Source organism: Modicisalibacter sp. MOD 31.J (assembly GCF_020147985.1).
GTDB lineage: Bacteria > Pseudomonadota > Gammaproteobacteria > Pseudomonadales > Halomonadaceae > Modicisalibacter > Modicisalibacter coralii.
The window spans coordinates 283,371-300,108 of record NZ_JAGXFF010000006.1 but is presented as its reverse complement, the minus strand read 5'-3'; the positions used below and the strand labels follow the sequence as shown (position 1 = coordinate 300,108).

Below are 16,738 nucleotides of genomic sequence, written 5' to 3'. Positions count from 1 at the left end.
CATGGATCCCATCACCAGCGGCATCCTGGTCATCCTCGCCCTGTTCGTGCTGATGGCCATCGGCACGCCCATCGCCTTCGCCCTCGGCGCGGTATCGCTCGGTGCCCTGGTGCTGGGCAGCGGCATGCGCGAGCTGACCTACTTCGGCGAGACCTTCTTCGAGAGCATCGCCTCGTTCGGCTTCGTGGCCATTCCGATGTTCATCCTGATGGGCGCCGCGGTCGCCTCGTCGCCCACCGGCCGCGATCTCTACCGCTCGCTGGATTTGTGGCTGGGCCGCGTGCCGGGCGGGCTGGCGATCTCCAACATCGGTGCCTGCTCGATCTTCGCCGCGCTGTCCGGTTCCTCGCCCGCCACCAGCGCAGCGATCGGCAAGCTGGGCATTCCCGAGATGCGCAAGCGCGGCTACCCGGACGGTGTCGCCGCCGGTTGCATCGCCGCCGGCGGCACCCTGGGGATCCTGATTCCCCCCTCGGTGACCATGATCGTCTACGGTATCGCCACCGAGACCTCGATCGGCCGCCTGTTCATGGCCGGCGCCCTGCCCGGGCTGATGCTCGCCGGACTGTTCATGGCCTGGACGCTGATCGCCTGCAAGCTGGCCGGGGGCTACGGCAGCCCCATGGCCGACGCCGGCGCGGCGATCAAGCGCAACGTCGAGGGCAACCTCAGGGCGCTGGTGCGGGTGCTGCCCTTCCTGGCCGTGGTCACCGGGATCCTCTTCACCCTCTACGGCGGACTCGCCACGCCCTCCGAGGCCGCCGGCGCCGGGGCCTTCCTGTGCCTGGCCCTGGCGATCGTGGTCTATCGCATGTGGCAGGCCAAGCCGCTGCTGGTGATCCTGCGCGACGCCCTGCGCGAGAGCGTGATGATCATGCTGATCATCGCCGCGGCGGAGATCTTCGCCTATGCGCTCTCCTCGCTGTACATCACCCAGACCTTCGCCGGGGCGATCGCCGACCTGGCGGTCAATCGCTGGGTACTGCTGGCCGTGATCAACCTGTTCCTGCTGGTCGCCGGCTTCTTCCTGCCGCCGGTGGCGGTGATCGTGATGACCGCGCCGATCCTGTTGCCGATCATCCTCTCGGCCAACTTCGACCCCTACTGGTTCGCGGTGATCCTCACCATCAACCTGGAGATCGGCCTGATCACCCCGCCGGTGGGGCTCAACCTGTTCATCATCAAGGGCATCGCCCCGGACATCGCGTTGAAGGATATCCTGCTGGGCAGCCTGCCCTACGCCCTGTGCATGGTGGTGGGCATCGTGCTGCTGTGCCTCTTCCCCGGGATCGCCACCTGGCTTCCCGACCTGATCCTCGGCTGACAACCGCCTCGGAGTCGCGACCATGAACACCAGCTTCCTGCAGGATCTGTTCAGCACCATCACCCGCCGCGATGCGCTGCGTCGACGCCGCGCCGGCGGCGACGCCCCGGCCGATCATGCCCAGCTCATCGAGGCCTGCCGACAGCTGCTCGACAGCGACGGCGAGGCCTCGAGCATCGCCCTGGCGAGCCGCGCCCTGGAGCGCTACGGCCGGCTCGACGCCGCCGAGAAACGCCGCTTCTTCGAGCGCCTGACCCGCGACTTCTCGGCCGACCCGGAGCGGGTCGACAGCGCCTACGCCAGCTACCGCGAGTCGCGCGACAACCGCGACCTGCAGACACTGTTCGACGCCTGCGAGCCGCGCCGCCAGGAGCTGCTACGCCGGCTCAACCTGACCAGCGGCGGCACCCACGAACTGGTCAAGATGCGCGAGGACCTGCTCGGCATGCTCGACGGCGGCGACGAGCTGCGCGCCCTGGACGCCGACTTCAAGCACCTGTTCGCGTCCTGGTTCAACCGCGGCTTCCTGGTCCTCAAGCGCATCGACTGGAACACCCCGGCGGCGATCCTCGAACGGATCATCCGCTACGAGGCGGTCCACGAGATCCACGACTGGAACGACCTGCGCCGGCGCCTCGACGATCGCGACCGGCGCTGCTTCGCCTTCTTCCACCCGGCGATCGGCGACGAGCCGCTGATCTTCGTCGAGGTCGCCCTGCACAAGGGCCTGCCGGACCAGATCCAGTCGATCCTCGACAGCACCCGGCGCGACGTCGACGATGCCGATATCGCCGACACCGCCGCCTTCTTCGGCATCAGCAACTGCCAGACCGGGCTGCGCGGCATCTCGTTCGGCAACTTCCTGATCAAGCAGGTGGTCCAGGAACTCAAGCAGGAGCTGCCCAACCTGCGCCACTTCGTGACCCTGTCGCCGGTGCCGGGCTTTCGCCAGTGGCTGGAGAGCACCCAGCTCGGCGAGGACTCGCCGCTCGACGACGAGGCCCGCGAGACCCTCGCCCACCTCGGCGATCCCGACTGGCACGACGACCCGCAACGCGCCGCGGCGCTCAAAGACGTGGTGCAGCCACTGGCGGCGCGCTACCTGCTGCACGCGAAGAACCGCCACGGCCTGCCGCTCAACCCGGTGGCCCGCTTCCACCTCGGCAACGGCGCCGAGCTGCATCGCATCAACTGGCTCGGCGACGTCTCCGCCAAGGGGCTCGAACAGGCCGCCGGGCTGATGGTCAACTACCTCTACGTGCTCGACGATATCGAACGCAACCACGAGCAATACACGACCGAGGGCACGATCGCCTGCGCCTCCCGCGTGCGCGATCTCGATCGGCGTGGGCGAAAGCTGCTCAAAGGAGACGTCGTAAAATGAACCACAACCTCTTCGCCACCTTTGCCGAGCGCATGCACGAGCGCGGCGACGCGCCCTTCGTCACCACCCGCGACGGTCATGGCTACAGCTACCGGCAAGCGCTGGAGACGACCGCCCGGCTGGCCGGCGCCCTGCACCAACTGGGCGTCCGCCCCGGCGACCGGGTCGCCGTGCAGGTCGACAAGAGCCCCGAGACGCTGCTGCTGTATCTCGCCTGCCTGCGACTCGGCGGCGTCTACCTGCCGCTCAACACCGGCTATACCGCCGCGGAGATCCGCTACTTCCTGAACGACGCCGAACCGGCACTGTTCGTCTGCCGTCCCGACGACCTCGACAGCGCGCGCCGCGTCGCCGAGGAGACCGGCTGCCCCCAGGTCGCCTCGCTGGGCACCGCCGTCGACGGCAGCCTGATCGAGCACATGCAGCGCGCCGCACCCGTGGAGGTCATCGAACCGCGCGACGACAACGACCTGGCGGCGATCCTCTACACCTCGGGCACCACCGGGCGCTCCAAGGGCGCAATGCTCACCCACAGGAACCTCGCCTCCAACGCCGCCTCGCTGGTCGAGGCCTGGCGCTTCACCGAGGCGGATCGGTTGATCCACGCCCTGCCGATCTTCCACACCCACGGCCTGTTCGTGGCCTGCAACGTCTGCCTGATGGCCGGCGCGAGCCTGTTGTTCCTGCCACGCCTGGACATCGACGCGATCATCGACGAGCTGCCCCGCGGCACCACCCTGATGGGCGTGCCGACCTTCTACACCCGGCTCTTGCAGGACGAACGCCTGACCCGCGAACTGACCGCCGACATGCGCCTGTTCACCTCCGGTTCGGCACCGCTGACCGCCGAGACCCATCGCGAGTTCGCGCAGCGCACCGGGCACGCCATCCTCGAGCGCTACGGCATGACCGAGACCAACATGAACACCTCCAACCCCTACGACGGCGAGCGCATCGCCGGCACCGTCGGCCGCCCGCTGCCCGGAGTGGAGATCCGCATCACCCAGCGCGAGGGCCACGCGCCGGTGCCTGACGGCGAGATCGGTATCCTCGAGGTGCGCGGCCCCAACGTCTTCGCCGGCTACTGGCGGATGCCCGAGAAGACCCGCGAGGAGCTGCTCGACGACGGCTTCTTCATCACCGGCGACCTGGCGCGCATCGACGAGCACGGCTACGTGCAGATCGTCGGCCGCGACAAGGACCTGGTGATCTCCGGCGGCTACAACGTCTACCCCAAGGAGGTCGAGCAGATCATCGACGAACTCGACGCCGTGGTCGAATCGGCGGTGATCGGCGTGCCGCATCCCGACTTCGGCGAGGGCGTCACCGCGGTGGTGGTGCGCCGGCCCGGCGCCACGCTCGAGGAAGCGCAGGTGATCGAGTCGCTGGCCGGCCGGCTGGCCAAGTACAAGCAGCCCAAGCGGGTGTTCTTCGTCGACGAACTGCCCCGCAACACCATGGGCAAGGTGCAGAAGAACCAGTTGCGCGAACGCTACGAGGCCATCTACACGACCTCGTGACGGCTCGGGTCGCGACTCGTGATGATCGAGCATCGAGCGCTTGGCCGGGCGCATCCTGGTCAACGGCTGGCCGACCGGGGTCGAGGTGTGCCATGCGATGGTTCACGGCGGGCCCTACCCGGCGACCTCGGACTCGCGCACCACCTCGGTGGGCTCGGCGGCGATCCATCGCTTCCTGCGCCCGGTGTGCTACCAGAACCTGCCGGACGCACTGCGTCCCGAGGCACTCAAGGAGGCCAATCCGCTCGATCTCAAGCGGCTGGTCGACGGCCGGCGCGAGGGCTGAGCGCCGACGGATCACCACCGGCACATGACCCCGACGGGACGGCTTCGGCCGTCCCGTCGTCGTTTCGGGCCGGAAAACAGCTACCCATCATTGCCCTCGGGCGCCTGACGGGCCAGCTCGCGCAGATGCTCGATCAGTACCCGCGCGGCCGTCGACAGCGGCTCGTCGCGCAGGTGCTCGACGCCGAACGAGTTGGGCTGACTGACATGCGTCAGCCGCCCGATCACCAGGTCGAGACGCTTGTATTCGATCAGCAGACGGTCGCTGGTCAGCTCCTGCAGGCTGACCGTTGCACAGCACATGCCTCGGTGGCGATGGCCACCGGCCGCGTGCACACCCCGGCCACCACCAGCGCCGCACCGGCCAACAGCAACGTGCCGGCAGTGGCGCAGACGGCCAGCACGCCACCGATGCCGAAGACAACGCCCCCCAGCGCCGCCCCCAGGGCGATTGCCAGCTGGATCGAGGCGACGATCAAGCCACCACCGCTCTCGGCTTCGTCCGGCACGACACGAGTGATCCAGGTCGACCAGGCCACCGGCACGGCGCCAAAGGCGAAGCCCCACAGCGCGACCATGAGGGCATCGGTCCCCATCGAGAAGCCGCCCAGCGTTGCCATCAACCAGCCCAGCGCGCCCATGACCAACGGCATCAGCAGCAGCGTTAGACGCAGGCTGCGCTCGAGCAGATACCCCGCAACCAAGGTGCCGAGGAAGTTCGCTACCCCGAACGCCAGCAGGGTCGATGAAAGCGCATTGATCCCCATGTGCGACACGCCCTCGAGAAATGGACGGACATAGGTAAAGAAGGCGAAATGGCCACAGAACACGAGCAGGATGGCCACGATACCGACCATCATGCTCGGTCGTTTCATCACGCTCACCAGCGTGCCCAGCGGCGCGGGACGCTCCGGCGTCATGGTCGGCAAGGTGACGTACTGGAAGATCAGCGTCAGCACCGAGATCGCCGTCGCGAGCAGAAAAACGCTGCGCCAGCCGATCAGGTCGCCGAGATAGCTGCCCAGCGCCGCGGCACTGATGGTGGCGATGGGGACTCCGGCGAAAAGCAGCGACAGCGCGCGCGGCACGTCGTGCTCAGACACCAGTCGCATGACGGTAGCGGCGGAGAGCGCCCAGAATCCGCCCAGTGCCAGTCCCAGCAGCACACGCCCGGCCAATAGCCAGATCAGATCCGGCGAGTAGGCGACCAGCAGATTGGCGGCGATCATCAACCCGGAAAACGCCAGCAGCACATGGCGACGATCAAGTCGCTGGGTCACAGCAGTAACCAGCAGACCGGAGAGCAGCGCCACCACGGCGGTGGCGGTGACAGCCTGGCCGGCCTGACCTTCGCTGATCGCCAGAGAGTCCGCCATCGGAGTCAGCAGGCTGGCCGGTAGAAACTCGGCCATCACCAGGCTGAAAACGCCCAGCGTCAACGAGAAAACGGCGCTCCAGGCGCCTCGGGACGCTCCCGTCGGGCGCGTATCCTGCGAGTCGTTCGTGGTCATGGGAAGCATCCATTGTTCATTGAGATGCTGTGTAGGCTAAAGCGGCACCACAAGATCGGCTATCATCAAAAATCCAGAATCTTTGATCTTGAGTCCAAGATTATGACAAAGCCCTCCATGCCCCAGCCGGCCGCTCCGGACCCGCGCACCCCATCCCCCGATATCCGAGCGACCGACACGCCGCCACCGGTTGGTCAGTTGCCGCACGAGGAGTCCAGCGAGTGGATCAACACTCTGTTGCTCGGGATGCGTCTGTCCGGCTTGAACTACCGGCGAATGCAGATGAGAGCGCCGTTCGGCATCGCCTTCGATACCGATGCCCTCTGCGCGCAATTTCATTTCATCGCGCAAGGTTCAGCGATCCTGCGAATCGGCGACGAGGTCCAGCGGCTTGAGAGCGGCGACGCGGTGTTGCTGCCGCGCGGCGGGTATCACTGCCTGCTCTCCTCCCCCGGGGTGGAAAGTCGCGACATCGAGCAGATCGACGCCATCCCGCTCTGCGACTCGTTCAGCTGTATCGACGACGGCTCGTCGCGCTTCGAGCAAGGCCAGGGCGTGCGTCTGTTCAGCGGCTGTATGCGGTTCGATCTTGGCGGCATGCAACCACTGATCTCGATGATGCCCGCCGTGATGCATGTGGGTACGCTGCTGTCGCGCTATCCGGAAATGCTGCCGATGCTCGAGGCGATGGAGCGCGAGGCGTGCCTGAACCGGGCCGGCGCCGCCGGCATCCTGTCGCGGCTCGCGGACGTGGTGGCCGCCAGTATCGTACGCGGCTGGGTCGAATGCGGCTGTCGGGAAATCGGCGGCTGGGTCGAGGCGCTGCGCGACCCGCGCCTGGGCAGGGTGATCGTCGCCGTCCACCGCGAACCAGGACGCCGATGGAGCGTGGCCGACATGGCAGCGGAAATGGGCAGTTCAAGGTCGGCCTTCGCGGCACGTTTCCGCAGTACCCTCGGCGTTTCGCCGCTGGACTACGTAACGCAGCTACGGATGCGACTCGCCACGCAGTGGCTCCGCGAGAAACGCCTCTCCATCGATCAGGTCGCCTGGCAGCTGGGCTACGGCTCCCAGGCAGCCTTCAGCCGCGCGTTCAAACGCGCGACCGGGCAAACACCGGGCGAGGCGAGGGTCGGTTGACGACCATGCCCTCCTGCCACGATGCCGCCCGCCGGGTTACGCCATCGTCAGTGACGCCCCCGTCCCCCAAGGAGAAGGGACTCAAACGCTGAGCCCTCAAGGAAAGTGTTCCACCAGGTAGTCGATCAGGGCGCGCACCCGCCGCGGCAGCAGCGTCTTCTCGGGGCGCAGAATGGAAATGGCGGTGCCGACCTGGGTGTCGCGGTAGGCATCCAGCAGGGGGTGGAGCCGCCCGGCCGCAAGATCTTCGGCCACCATGTAGCGGGGCAAACAGGCGATCCCCCGCCCATGCAGGCAGGCGGCATGCAGGGTCTCCAAGGAATTGGACAGGAAGCCGGGCCGCCAGCGTGGGCTTTCCCGCAGCCCCCACATGGAGACGCCCCGTGCCAGGTTCAGGAACAGGCAGGTATGGCGCGCCAGCTCGTCGAGGCTCGCCGGCCAGCCGTGTCGTGCCAGACGCCGGGTTGCTAAGCTCTGTCTGAAAAGTCGGCGAGCGATGGCCAGACAAGGCAAAAATTGACGAAAAAGCGGAGTTTACAAGCCGTAAATGAGCATTTTGACCGGGCTGGCGCACCAGTCAATTTTTAACGCCGTATGGGCGAGCGCAGACATTTTTCAGACAAAGCGTAGGCCCGCGCTCGGGCGTTGGATGACAGAGCCGTGCGTGCAGCACTGACACGGGTGCGTCATCACCGATAGTATATCTGCCCACCGGAGCACTATAGTTCGTCGCACCGCGATACCAGAACCATGGCAACATCCAGCCCACCAACCCGCGGCACGTTTGATTAACAGGGATCCCTATGGACGGGCGTATCACCGTTCAGAGCGAACGAGCAATCACGGCGAATGAACTGACTTATGCGAAGCAGGTTCTGGTGCTCAAGCGCATCGAGCTTCGCGCCTACATGCTGATCGGCGCCTTCTTCCTCGCCATGGCGGGGACACTGATACCGGTGCTGGTTTTCGGGCTGTCGCGGGCAAGCCTTTTTGCAATACTGCTCTTGGGCGTACCACTCGTGGGTCTTTGTTTTTACGTCGGCCAGGGGATAGGCGGCCAGGGGCGCAAGAAAAAGGCCGTACTCGAAGGCAAGGTCTTTTCGCTCAAAGGCCCAGTCACTTATGTCACCCACCACGTGGAAGGCGCCCAGGATCAGGTGTTCTTCATCGGAGACATCATACTCCGACTGCCCCCCGCGACATCACCGATTGCCTTCGCCGCCAGTGAGCAAAACGGGTATCGGGAAACCGAGTTGGATGTCGTTTTTATCGAAACCCGCGCGAAGCAAACGCCGAACGGTGAAGGCGGCGACACAAAAAGAGAAGCGGTCGTGGTGTATCTCGAGGACTACATCGATATCGATACCGTACTCAGTCGGCATGGCCGGCACTACCTCATCTGGGAGTGCGTAAGCATGCTCGTAGTGACGGTTTTTTGTCTGGCCGTCGGTCTTTTGGGCTTTTTATATGTCTTCCCGACAGAACGGTTGCGGGAAACGAATCTACTGGTCCTGTTACTGGCCGCGCTCACCGACATCGTGATCGTCGCGCTTGGCTGTTACCTCATTAAAAAGCTCTACGTGGCCGTGCGTCAGTGCCTGGACCCGCACTACAGGCCCAGTACATATAGTGAACGTCTCAGCGGCAAACGATAGGGCCTGGGGCAATACTGCGGCGGCAGCTATTGCTCGAGAAAGGCCTACGCAATCTCGTCACCGGGCGCCTGCCGGGCCAACTCGCGCAGATGCTCGATCAGTGCCCGCGCGGCCGTCGACTGCGGTTCGTCGCGTCGCGTGATGATCCCGTAGTAGTCGAGCGGCTTGCCGATGACGCGTTCGAGCAGCACGTACTGGCCACTCTCCAGAGGGCGGCGCAGCACCGACCACGGCAGTACCGCCAGCATGTCCGAGTTCAGCAGGAGTTGCAGGGTGGCCTGGATGGAGGTGGTCTCGACGACATCGTCGGGGGAGGCCACGCCCTGCGCCGCCAGCGCCGCCTCGAACACGCCGCGCATCGGGCTGGTCATGGGGTGCAGGATCCATGGCCAGCGGCTGAGCGTGGCCAGATCCGGCATGCCGTCGCCTGCCGCCAGGGGGTGGCCGCGGCGAACCACCACGCGCAGCGGCTCGTCGCGCAGGGGCTCGAAGTCGAACTGATTGTGCTGGCTGACATGGGTCAGCCGCCCGATCACCAGATCGAGGCGCTTGTATTCGAGTTCCACCAGCAGCCGGTCGCTGGTCAGTTCCTGCAGGCTGACCGACAGCCTGGGGCGCTGGCGCTTGAGCCGGGCGATCGCCGCCGGCAGGATCTCCGGCGCCGCCGCGGCGATCGCGCCGATCAGCAGTTTGCCATAACCGCCCTCGCGCAGGTCGTTGATGTCACTGACCAGCCGGCCCGCGTCGTTGAGCAGTCGCCAGGCATGGCGGATGACCTGTTCGCCCAGTTCGGTCGGCTGCATGGCGCGCGGCAGCCGCTCGAAGAGCGCGACGCCGAAATACGCCTCGAGATCGCGCAGCATCTTGCTCGCCGCCGGCTGGCTGAGATGCATGGCGCGTGCCGCGGCGTGCATGTTGCGGCTCTGGTCCAGTGTGGTCAGCAGAACCAGATGCTTGAAGCGAAGCCAGCCGAAGAGACTGGTGGATGACAAGGAATCCATGGACCGGCTCCAGGACGTGAGACACACGCCTTCCGATAACCCAGAGTGATTGCAGCTATAAAATAGTGATTGGAAGGTTATCGCAGTTCCCGCCTACCTTGCCAACAGACTCGACTCCCGGCGTTGTCCGGCAATACGGCAAGGAGCAGGCATGACCACCATCACCCATCTCGACGTGCGGGATATCCGCTTCCCGACCTCCCGCGACCTCGACGGGTCGGACGCCATGAACGCGGCACCCGACTACTCGGCGACCTACGTGATCCTTTCCACCGACGCCGGTGACGGCCACGAGGGCCACGGCCTGACCTTCACCATCGGGCGCGGCAACGAGGTCTGCGTGGCCGCCGTGCGTTCGCTGGCCTCGCGGATCGTGGGTCGCGAGCTGGAGACCATCACCGCCGAGATGGGCGTCTTCTGGCGCGAGCTGACCAGCGGCGACAGCCAGTTGCGCTGGCTGGGGCCGGAAAAGGGCGTGATTCACCTCGCCGGCGCGGCGATCGTCAACGCGGTGTGGGACCTGTGGGCCAAGCGCGAGGGCAAGCCGGTCTGGCAACTGCTCGCCGACATGACGCCCGAGGCACTGGTGCGCTGCCTGGACTTCCGCTTCGTCAGCGATGCCCTGACGCCGCAGGAGGCACTGGCCATCCTCAAGCGCAACGAAGCCGGCAAGGCCGAACGCATCGCTCACCTGCGCGAGTCGGGCTACCCCGCTTACACCACCTCCGCCGGCTGGCTGGGATATTCGGAAGACAAGATGCGCCGCCTGGCCCGCGAGGCCCTGGCGGAAGGCTGGGAGCACTTCAAGCAGAAGGTCGGTGGCGATCTGGCGGAAGACCGCCGCCGGGCGCAGATCCTGCGCGAGGAGATCGGCTGGCAGCGCAGCCTGATGATGGATGCCAACCAGATGTGGGACGTCGACGAGGCGATCGCCAAGATGCGCGACCTGGCCGAGTTCGATCCGCTATGGATCGAGGAGCCCACCAGCCCCGACGACATCCTGGGCCACGCCGCCATACGCGAGCGCCTGGCACCGGCCATCGGCGTCGCCACCGGCGAGCACTGCCACAACCGGGTGATGTTCAAGCAGTTGCTGCAGGCCGGGGCGATCGACTACTGCCAGCTCGACGCCGCGCGGCTCGGCGGGCTCAACGAGGTGATCGTGGTGCTGCTGCTGGCCGCCAAGTACGACGTGCCGGTCTGCCCGCACGGCGGCGGCGTGGGGCTCTGCGAGTACACCCAGCACATCTCGGCCTTCGACTACATCGCCGTTTCCGCCTCGCTGGACGACCGGCTGCTCGAGTACGTCGACCATCTGCACGATCACTTCCTCGATCCGGTGCGCATCGAACGCGGCCACTACCGCCTGCCCGAAGCGCCCGGCTACAGCATCACCATGCACGCCGAGTCCCTCGCGCGTCACGCCTTCCCCGACGGAGACGCCTGGCGGGCGTAACCCATGACGGGTCTTCGACCAACGGACAAGTCTCATCGGCCAGCGCAGTCGTGTAAGTTCAACATAGACAACAACGAAGTAAACATTCACCAGCATAGTTTGCTCATTTGTGACCGGGTCGCGGCACCTGCCCGCCCGGTCCACACGCCACGTGTCCCGGACACGTCAGCCATCAAGGAGCCAAGCATGAAAACAACCACAATGACCCGCGTGACCTCGCTGATCGGTGGCGCCCTGCTGGGTCTGACCGCCCTGCAGGCCAGCGCCGCCAGCGAGATGCCGCCGATTCCCGACGTCAAGGGCGACGTCGTGCAGGCCGACGGCGACTTCAAGATCAAGTTCAGCATCGGCACCACCCAGTCGGGCGCGCAATATCGCGGCCTGGAATACTTCGAGAAGATCGTCGAGCAGCGCAGCGACGGCCACATCCAGGTCGAGCTGTTCCCCGGCGCCCAGTTGGGCGACGACCTCCAGGCGGTCAGCGGCCTGCAGTCCGGCACCCTGGAAATGACCGCGCCGTCGACCTCGCCGCTGGTCAGCATGTTCCCCAAGTTCGCCCTCTTCGACCTGCCCTTCCTGTTTCCCACCCCGGAAGTGGCCGACGAGGTACTCGACGGCGAGATCGGCCAGCAGATGCTCGAGGAGGCCTCGACCAACGGGCTGGTGGCGATCGGCTGGGCGGAGAACGGCTATCGCCAGCTGACCAACAGCCAGCACGAAGTGACCTCGCCGGCGGACCTCGACGGGCTCAAGATCCGCACCATGCAGAACCCCATCCACCTCGACATCTGGCGCACGCTGGGCGCCAATCCCACGCCGATGTCGTTCGCCGAGCTGTTCACGGCGCTGGAGCAGGGCGTGGTCGACGGCCAGGAGAACCCCTGGATCACCATCCAGTCCTCCAAGTTCAACGAAGTGCAGGACTACGCCACCGAAACCAACCACGTCTACACCCCGTTCATCACGCTGGTCTCGGAGCGCTTCTGGAAGCGCCTGCCGGCGGACTACCAGCAGTTGCTGCGTGACGCCGCCCAGCAGATGGGCGAGTACGAACGCCACGTCAGCCGCACCATGAACGACCAGATCAAGCAGGAACTGGCCGACTCGGGCATGCAGATCACCGAGCTGACGCCGGAGCAGGTGAAGGTCTTCCAGGAGAAAGTGGCCTCGGTCTACGACGACTGGCGCGACAAGATCGGCGGCGAGCTGATCGACAAGGTTCGCGCGGTCTCCCAGTAACCATCGACCGGCACCGGGCGGACGCAGCGATCCGCCCGGTGTGCCGTAGCCGGAGGGCGCCATGAACGCAACCCACTCCTCCCACCGTGTGCTCGCCCTGCTCAAGACCACCCTGGAAATCGCGGTCGGTCTGCTGGTGCTGGGTGTGGTCTTCTGCGTGGCGGCCAACGTCTTCGGCCGCTTCGTGCTCAACTACTCCTACGCCTGGGCCGAGGAACTCTCGCGCGTGCTGTTCATCTGGCTCGTGCTGCTCGGCGCCGGCCTGGGCAGCATCGACCGCGAACACGTCGCCGTCGACTACTTCAAGGAAAAGGCCCCCGCGCCACTCAAGCGCGTGTTCGCCCTGCTGTCGATCGCGATCATCTATGTCGTCTGCGTGTGCATCCTGCTGGGCTTCCAGGACCAGGTCTCGGGCTTCACCAGCGCCACACCCATGCTGCAGATTCCCAGGACCGTGCTCTACAGCGCCATGCCGGTGATGGCCGGGCTCACCCTGATCGCCAACACCCTGGCGCTCTACCATCTGCTCAGGAGGCATCCGCAATGATCCTGTGGAGCATCCTCATCGGCCTGGCGATCTGTATCGTCATCGGCCTGCCAATCTCGTTCGGGCTGGCCGCGATCAGCCTGTTCATCTTCTTCTACGCCGACTACTCGCTGTCGCCGATCGTCGCCCAGGCGGTCAACGGCCTCGACTCCTTCCCGCTGCTGGCGATCCCGCTGTTCATCCTGGTCGGCGAAGTGATGAGCCAGGGCGGCATCGCCCAGCGCCTGGTACGGCTGGCCAGCGCCCTGGTCGGCTTCGTCGCCGGCGGGCTGGGCCAGGTGGCGGTACTGACCTCGATGTTCTTCGGCGGCATCAGCGGTTCGGCGGTCGCCGACGCCTCCGCCGTGGGCAGCATGATGATCGAGCCGATGAAGCAGCACCGCTACAGCGGCCCGCTGGCCACGGCGATCGTGGTGGCGGCCTCGGTGGTGGGGATCATCATCCCGCCGTCGATCCCCATGATCCTGTTCGGCGTGGTCACCAACACCTCGATCTCGCAACTGTTCATGGCCGGCATCGTGCCCGGCATCCTGATCACCCTGGGCCTGGCGGTGACCACCTACCTGCAGTCCCGCAAGACCGGCAAGGGCCAGCCCTTCGAACTCCGCGAACTGTGGCTGGCGCTCAAGGACTCGCTGCTCGCGCTGCTGCTGCCGGTGATCATCGTCGGCGGCATTCTCACCGGGGTGTTCACCCCCACCGAGAGCGCGGCGATCGCGCTGATCTACGCCATCCTGGTGTCGATGTTCGTCTACCGCAGCCTGACGCCGCGACGCTTCTTCCGGCTGTGCATCGCCACCGGGCGGCTGACCGGCGTGGTGATGCTGCTGCTGGCCTTCGCCAGCGTGCTCGCCTGGCTGCTGACCGCCAACATGATTCCCCAGCAACTGGTCGTCAGCCTGTCGGCGATCACCGAGAACAAGCTGCTGCTGTTGCTGATCCTGTCGTTGTTCCTGCTGGTGGTGGGCTTCTTCATGGACCTGACGCCGGCGATGGTGATCCTCGCCCCGCTGATGACCCCGGTGGTGGTCAAGCTGGGCATCGACCCGGTCTACTTCGGCGTGCTGATGTCGTTCGTCCTCGGCCTGGGCCTGATCACGCCGCCGGTGGGTACCGTGCTCTACGTCGGTTGCGGTGTCGGGCGCGTCGGCATGGAACAGCTGGTCAAGAGCCTGCTGCCCTTCTATTTCACGCTGCTCCTGCTGCTGGCGGCCTTCCTGATCTTCCCGGGCCTGATCCTCTGGTACCAGTGACATTACGCAAGGAGACGCCGATGGGTTCCGCCGTGAGCGACCTCAAGAGCTACCTGACCGAGCGCCTCGGCGCCGGCGGCATCGTCGACGACCCCGCCGACCTGCCCCGCTATACCACCGACTGGGCCGGCGAGCGCCGCGGCGAGCCGCTGCTGGTCGCCCGGCCCCGCACCACCGACGAGGTCGCGGCGGTGGTCGGCTACTGCCATCGTCATGGCATCGCGATGGTGCCCCAGGGCGGGCATACCGGCCTGGTGGGGGGCGCCCAGCCCGACGCCGAACGTCCGGAAGTGGTGATCAGCCTCGAGCGGTTGAACCGGATCCGCACCATCGACCCGCTCAACTTCGCGATCAGCGTCGATGCCGGCTGCGTGCTGCAGACGGTCAAGGACGTTGCCGCCGACCACGATTGCGACTTCCCGCTGAGCCTCGGCGCCCAGGGCAGTTGCCAGATCGGCGGCAACATCGCCACCAACGCCGGCGGCCTCAACGTGCTGCGTCACGGCATGATGCGCCAGCTGGTGCTGGGGCTCGAGGTGGTGCTACCCGACGGCCGGGTCTGGGACGCCATGCATGCCCTGCACAAGGACAACCGCGGCTACGACCTCAAGCAGCTGTTCATCGGCGCCGAGGGCACCGTGGGCATCGTCACCGGCGCGGTACTCAAGCTCTCTCCCCGAGCGAACAATACACGTACCGCCCTGGTGGCCGTGCCCGACGTGAGCGCGGCGATGGCGCTGTATGGCCAGGCCCGACGCAGTTGCTGCGATCTTCTCAACGCCTTCGAGCTGATCCCGCGCGCCTGCCTGGAACTCGCCTTCGAGGCCGACCCCACCCTGCCCGACCCGCTGGATGCGGTGTATCCCGTCTATGTGCTGCTGGAGGTCGCCGCCAGCGGCCCGGTCGACCTCGACGCCATGATCGAGCAGCTCTTCGAGCGCGGCATGGCGGATGACAGGATTCTCGACGGCGTGCTGGCCGGCAGCGACGCCCAGGCCGAGCGCCTGTGGCAGATCCGCGAGCTCATGGTGGAGGGACAGCAGTTGCGCGGCGAACACCTGCGCACCGACATCGCCCTGCCGATCTCCGCGCTCGATGCGTTCTTCGACGACGCCAGCCGGGCGATGGCGGAACGCTCGCCGGACACCACGGTGATCGCCTACGGCCACATCGGCGACGGCAACCTGCACTTCAACCTGCTGCCACCGGCCGAACTCGACCTCGCGGCCAAGAAGGCCCTGCTCCACGAGCTGGAAAGCGCCCTGTTCGCGCTGGTCGACGCCTACCACGGCAGCATCAGCGCCGAGCACGGCATCGGACGCGTCAAGCAGACGCCCTTCCTGGCCGGCCTCGATGCGCTGGAGCGTGAACTGCTCGGCGGCCTCAAGACGCTCTTCGACCCCGACGAGCTGATGACCGCCGGACGAATCCTGCCGCGCACGCACTGATCCGCACACGCCCCGTTCCGCGACGACGCCTCCTCGCCACTTTCCCGGATGGCGCCGACGCGGGACCTGACAGACGCTCGGCGATCATCGAGAATGCCGCCATCGTCCGTCCATCAGGGCCACCCCATGACCCCACGCAACGCCCTCGTCGCCGGCCTGCTCCTGCTGGCTCTGCTGCCCTGGCTGCAGATCCCCCAGCATCTGGCCCAGGCCACGCTCGACGAATCGCTGAACCAGGCCTTCGCCGCCTTCGCCATCGCCAAGGGCCTCAACGCCACCATCTCGGTGCTGCAATCCTCCACCGTCGACCTGCAGGTGTTCCAGATCACCCCCGGCGAGGCGCTCGACCCGGCCAACGACATGATCGAACGCTTCTCGTGGGTGATGTTCGCCGCCACCGGCTCGCTGGCATTGCAGAAGCTGTTGCTGGCGATCTCGGCCAGCACGGCGATCAAGACGCTGGCCAGCGGCGCCTGCCTGCTCGCGGCGGCGCTGGTGGCGCTGAAGACACGCCTGGGCCAGTCGGCGGTGCTCAAGCTGGCCATGGCCTGCCTGTTCCTGCGCTTCGCCGTGCTCCTGGTGGCGCTGGCCAGCGGCCTGGCCAGCCAGGCCTTCCTCGACGCACCGCGCAGCACCACCATGAACCAGCTGGAAACCACCCAGACCCGGCTCGAGGCGATCGCCGACGAACGGATCGGTGAAGGGCGCGAGGCGCGTGGCTGGTGGCAGCAGCTCAAGGACAGCTTCGACGGCCTGGTCGGCAACCCGGTGGAGAGCGTGGTCGACGGCTTCAACGCCATCACCGACAAGGTCATCGACCTGACGATGATCTTCATTACCCAGACGATCCTCTTCCCGCTAGGCTTCCTCTACCTGCTCTATCGTCTGGGCAGTCCGCTGTTCGGCACGGCCCGCCTGGCGCTCGATCGCCACCGGCTACCGTCCAGGAAATAGGCGCCCACGAGGGAAGCGACC

General features: G+C 66.3%; 15 protein-coding genes and 1 pseudogene. 12 read left to right on the top strand and 4 right to left on the bottom strand.

Annotated elements, in window-relative coordinates; translation table 11 throughout:
• The first annotated feature begins 1 nt into the window (after position 1).
• From KGR00_RS21195 to KGR00_RS21180, 4 genes and pseudogenes are all read left to right on the top strand, one after another.
• Positions 2 to 1,324, top strand: a complete 1,323-nt coding sequence (locus KGR00_RS21195; protein ID WP_224419224.1) for a TRAP transporter large permease — start codon at positions 2 to 4, stop codon at positions 1,322 to 1,324.
• Positions 1,325 to 1,346: 22 nt separating this feature from the next.
• On the top strand, positions 1,347 to 2,708 hold the full coding sequence (locus KGR00_RS21190) for a malonyl-CoA decarboxylase (RefSeq protein ID WP_129142120.1): 1,362 nt from the start codon (positions 1,347 to 1,349) through the stop codon (positions 2,706 to 2,708).
• Positions 2,705 to 4,228 carry a malonyl-CoA synthase gene (locus tag KGR00_RS21185; protein WP_224419223.1) on the top strand — a complete coding sequence of 508 codons (1,524 nt, stop codon included), beginning with the start codon at positions 2,705 to 2,707 and terminating at the stop codon, positions 4,226 to 4,228. Before KGR00_RS21190 ends, KGR00_RS21185 begins: the two co-directional genes overlap by 4 nt.
• Before the next feature lie 28 nt (positions 4,229 to 4,256).
• Positions 4,257 to 4,514: pseudogene (locus KGR00_RS21180) on the top strand (aldehyde dehydrogenase (NADP(+))); the annotation flags it as partial.
• 80 nt (positions 4,515 to 4,594) lie between these two features.
• Here the strand turns inward: KGR00_RS21180 and KGR00_RS21175 are convergent.
• Entirely contained in the window at positions 4,595 to 4,816 is a 222-nt protein-coding gene (locus tag KGR00_RS21175; RefSeq protein ID WP_224419222.1) for a hypothetical protein, read from the bottom strand.
• Positions 4,783 to 6,024, bottom strand: a complete 1,242-nt coding sequence (locus KGR00_RS21170; RefSeq protein ID WP_224419221.1) for an MFS transporter — start codon at positions 6,022 to 6,024, stop codon at positions 4,783 to 4,785. The genes KGR00_RS21175 and KGR00_RS21170 overlap by 34 nt, the downstream gene beginning before the upstream one ends.
• Positions 6,025 to 6,036: 12 nt before the next feature.
• Between KGR00_RS21170 and KGR00_RS21165 the strand changes: the two genes are divergently transcribed.
• Entirely contained in the window at positions 6,037 to 7,164 is a 1,128-nt protein-coding gene (locus KGR00_RS21165; protein ID WP_224419220.1) for an AraC family transcriptional regulator, read from the top strand.
• A gap of 96 nt (positions 7,165 to 7,260) precedes the next feature.
• Here the strand turns inward: KGR00_RS21165 and KGR00_RS21160 are convergent, their stop codons facing one another.
• Positions 7,261 to 7,677, bottom strand: coding sequence for a LysR substrate-binding domain-containing protein (locus KGR00_RS21160; protein ID WP_224419219.1), 417 nt, complete (start codon positions 7,675 to 7,677; stop codon positions 7,261 to 7,263).
• A 290-nt stretch (positions 7,678 to 7,967) separates the two neighbouring features.
• Between KGR00_RS21160 and KGR00_RS21155 the strand changes: the two genes are divergently transcribed.
• Positions 7,968 to 8,819, top strand: coding sequence for a hypothetical protein (locus KGR00_RS21155; protein WP_224419218.1), 852 nt, complete (start codon positions 7,968 to 7,970; stop codon positions 8,817 to 8,819).
• Positions 8,820 to 8,863: 44 nt separating this feature from the next.
• On the opposite strand, the gene KGR00_RS21150 is transcribed toward KGR00_RS21155, so the two are convergent.
• On the bottom strand, positions 8,864 to 9,820 hold the full coding sequence (locus KGR00_RS21150) for a LysR family transcriptional regulator (RefSeq protein WP_224419217.1): 957 nt from the start codon (positions 9,818 to 9,820) through the stop codon (positions 8,864 to 8,866).
• Positions 9,821 to 9,971: 151 nt separating this feature from the next.
• Between KGR00_RS21150 and KGR00_RS21145 the strand changes: the two genes are divergently transcribed.
• The 6 genes from KGR00_RS21145 to KGR00_RS21120 all read left to right on the top strand — a co-directional run bounded on the left by KGR00_RS21145 (position 9,972) and on the right by KGR00_RS21120 (position 16,717).
• The gene (locus KGR00_RS21145; RefSeq protein WP_224419216.1) at positions 9,972 to 11,276 is read left to right on the top strand and encodes an L-fuconate dehydratase; all 1,305 of its coding nucleotides are present in this window, start codon (positions 9,972 to 9,974) and stop codon (positions 11,274 to 11,276) included.
• Between the two features lie 186 nt (positions 11,277 to 11,462).
• A complete protein-coding gene (locus KGR00_RS21140) occupies positions 11,463 to 12,515 on the top strand; it encodes a TRAP transporter substrate-binding protein (protein ID WP_129141773.1) in 1,053 nt (350 codons plus the stop codon).
• A 61-nt stretch (positions 12,516 to 12,576) separates the two neighbouring features.
• Positions 12,577 to 13,062, top strand: a complete 486-nt coding sequence (locus KGR00_RS21135; RefSeq protein ID WP_129141772.1) for a TRAP transporter small permease — start codon at positions 12,577 to 12,579, stop codon at positions 13,060 to 13,062.
• Complete coding sequence (locus KGR00_RS21130; RefSeq protein WP_129141771.1) at positions 13,059 to 14,315, top strand: TRAP transporter large permease; 1,257 nt, start codon at positions 13,059 to 13,061, stop codon at positions 14,313 to 14,315. The genes KGR00_RS21135 and KGR00_RS21130 overlap by 4 nt, the downstream gene beginning before the upstream one ends.
• Before the next feature lie 20 nt (positions 14,316 to 14,335).
• Positions 14,336 to 15,763, top strand: a complete 1,428-nt coding sequence (locus KGR00_RS21125) for an FAD-binding oxidoreductase (RefSeq protein ID WP_224419215.1) — start codon at positions 14,336 to 14,338, stop codon at positions 15,761 to 15,763.
• Between the two features lie 126 nt (positions 15,764 to 15,889).
• Positions 15,890 to 16,717, top strand: coding sequence for a hypothetical protein (locus KGR00_RS21120; protein ID WP_224419214.1), 828 nt, complete (start codon positions 15,890 to 15,892; stop codon positions 16,715 to 16,717).
• The last annotated feature ends 21 nt before the right edge of the window (positions 16,718 to 16,738 follow it).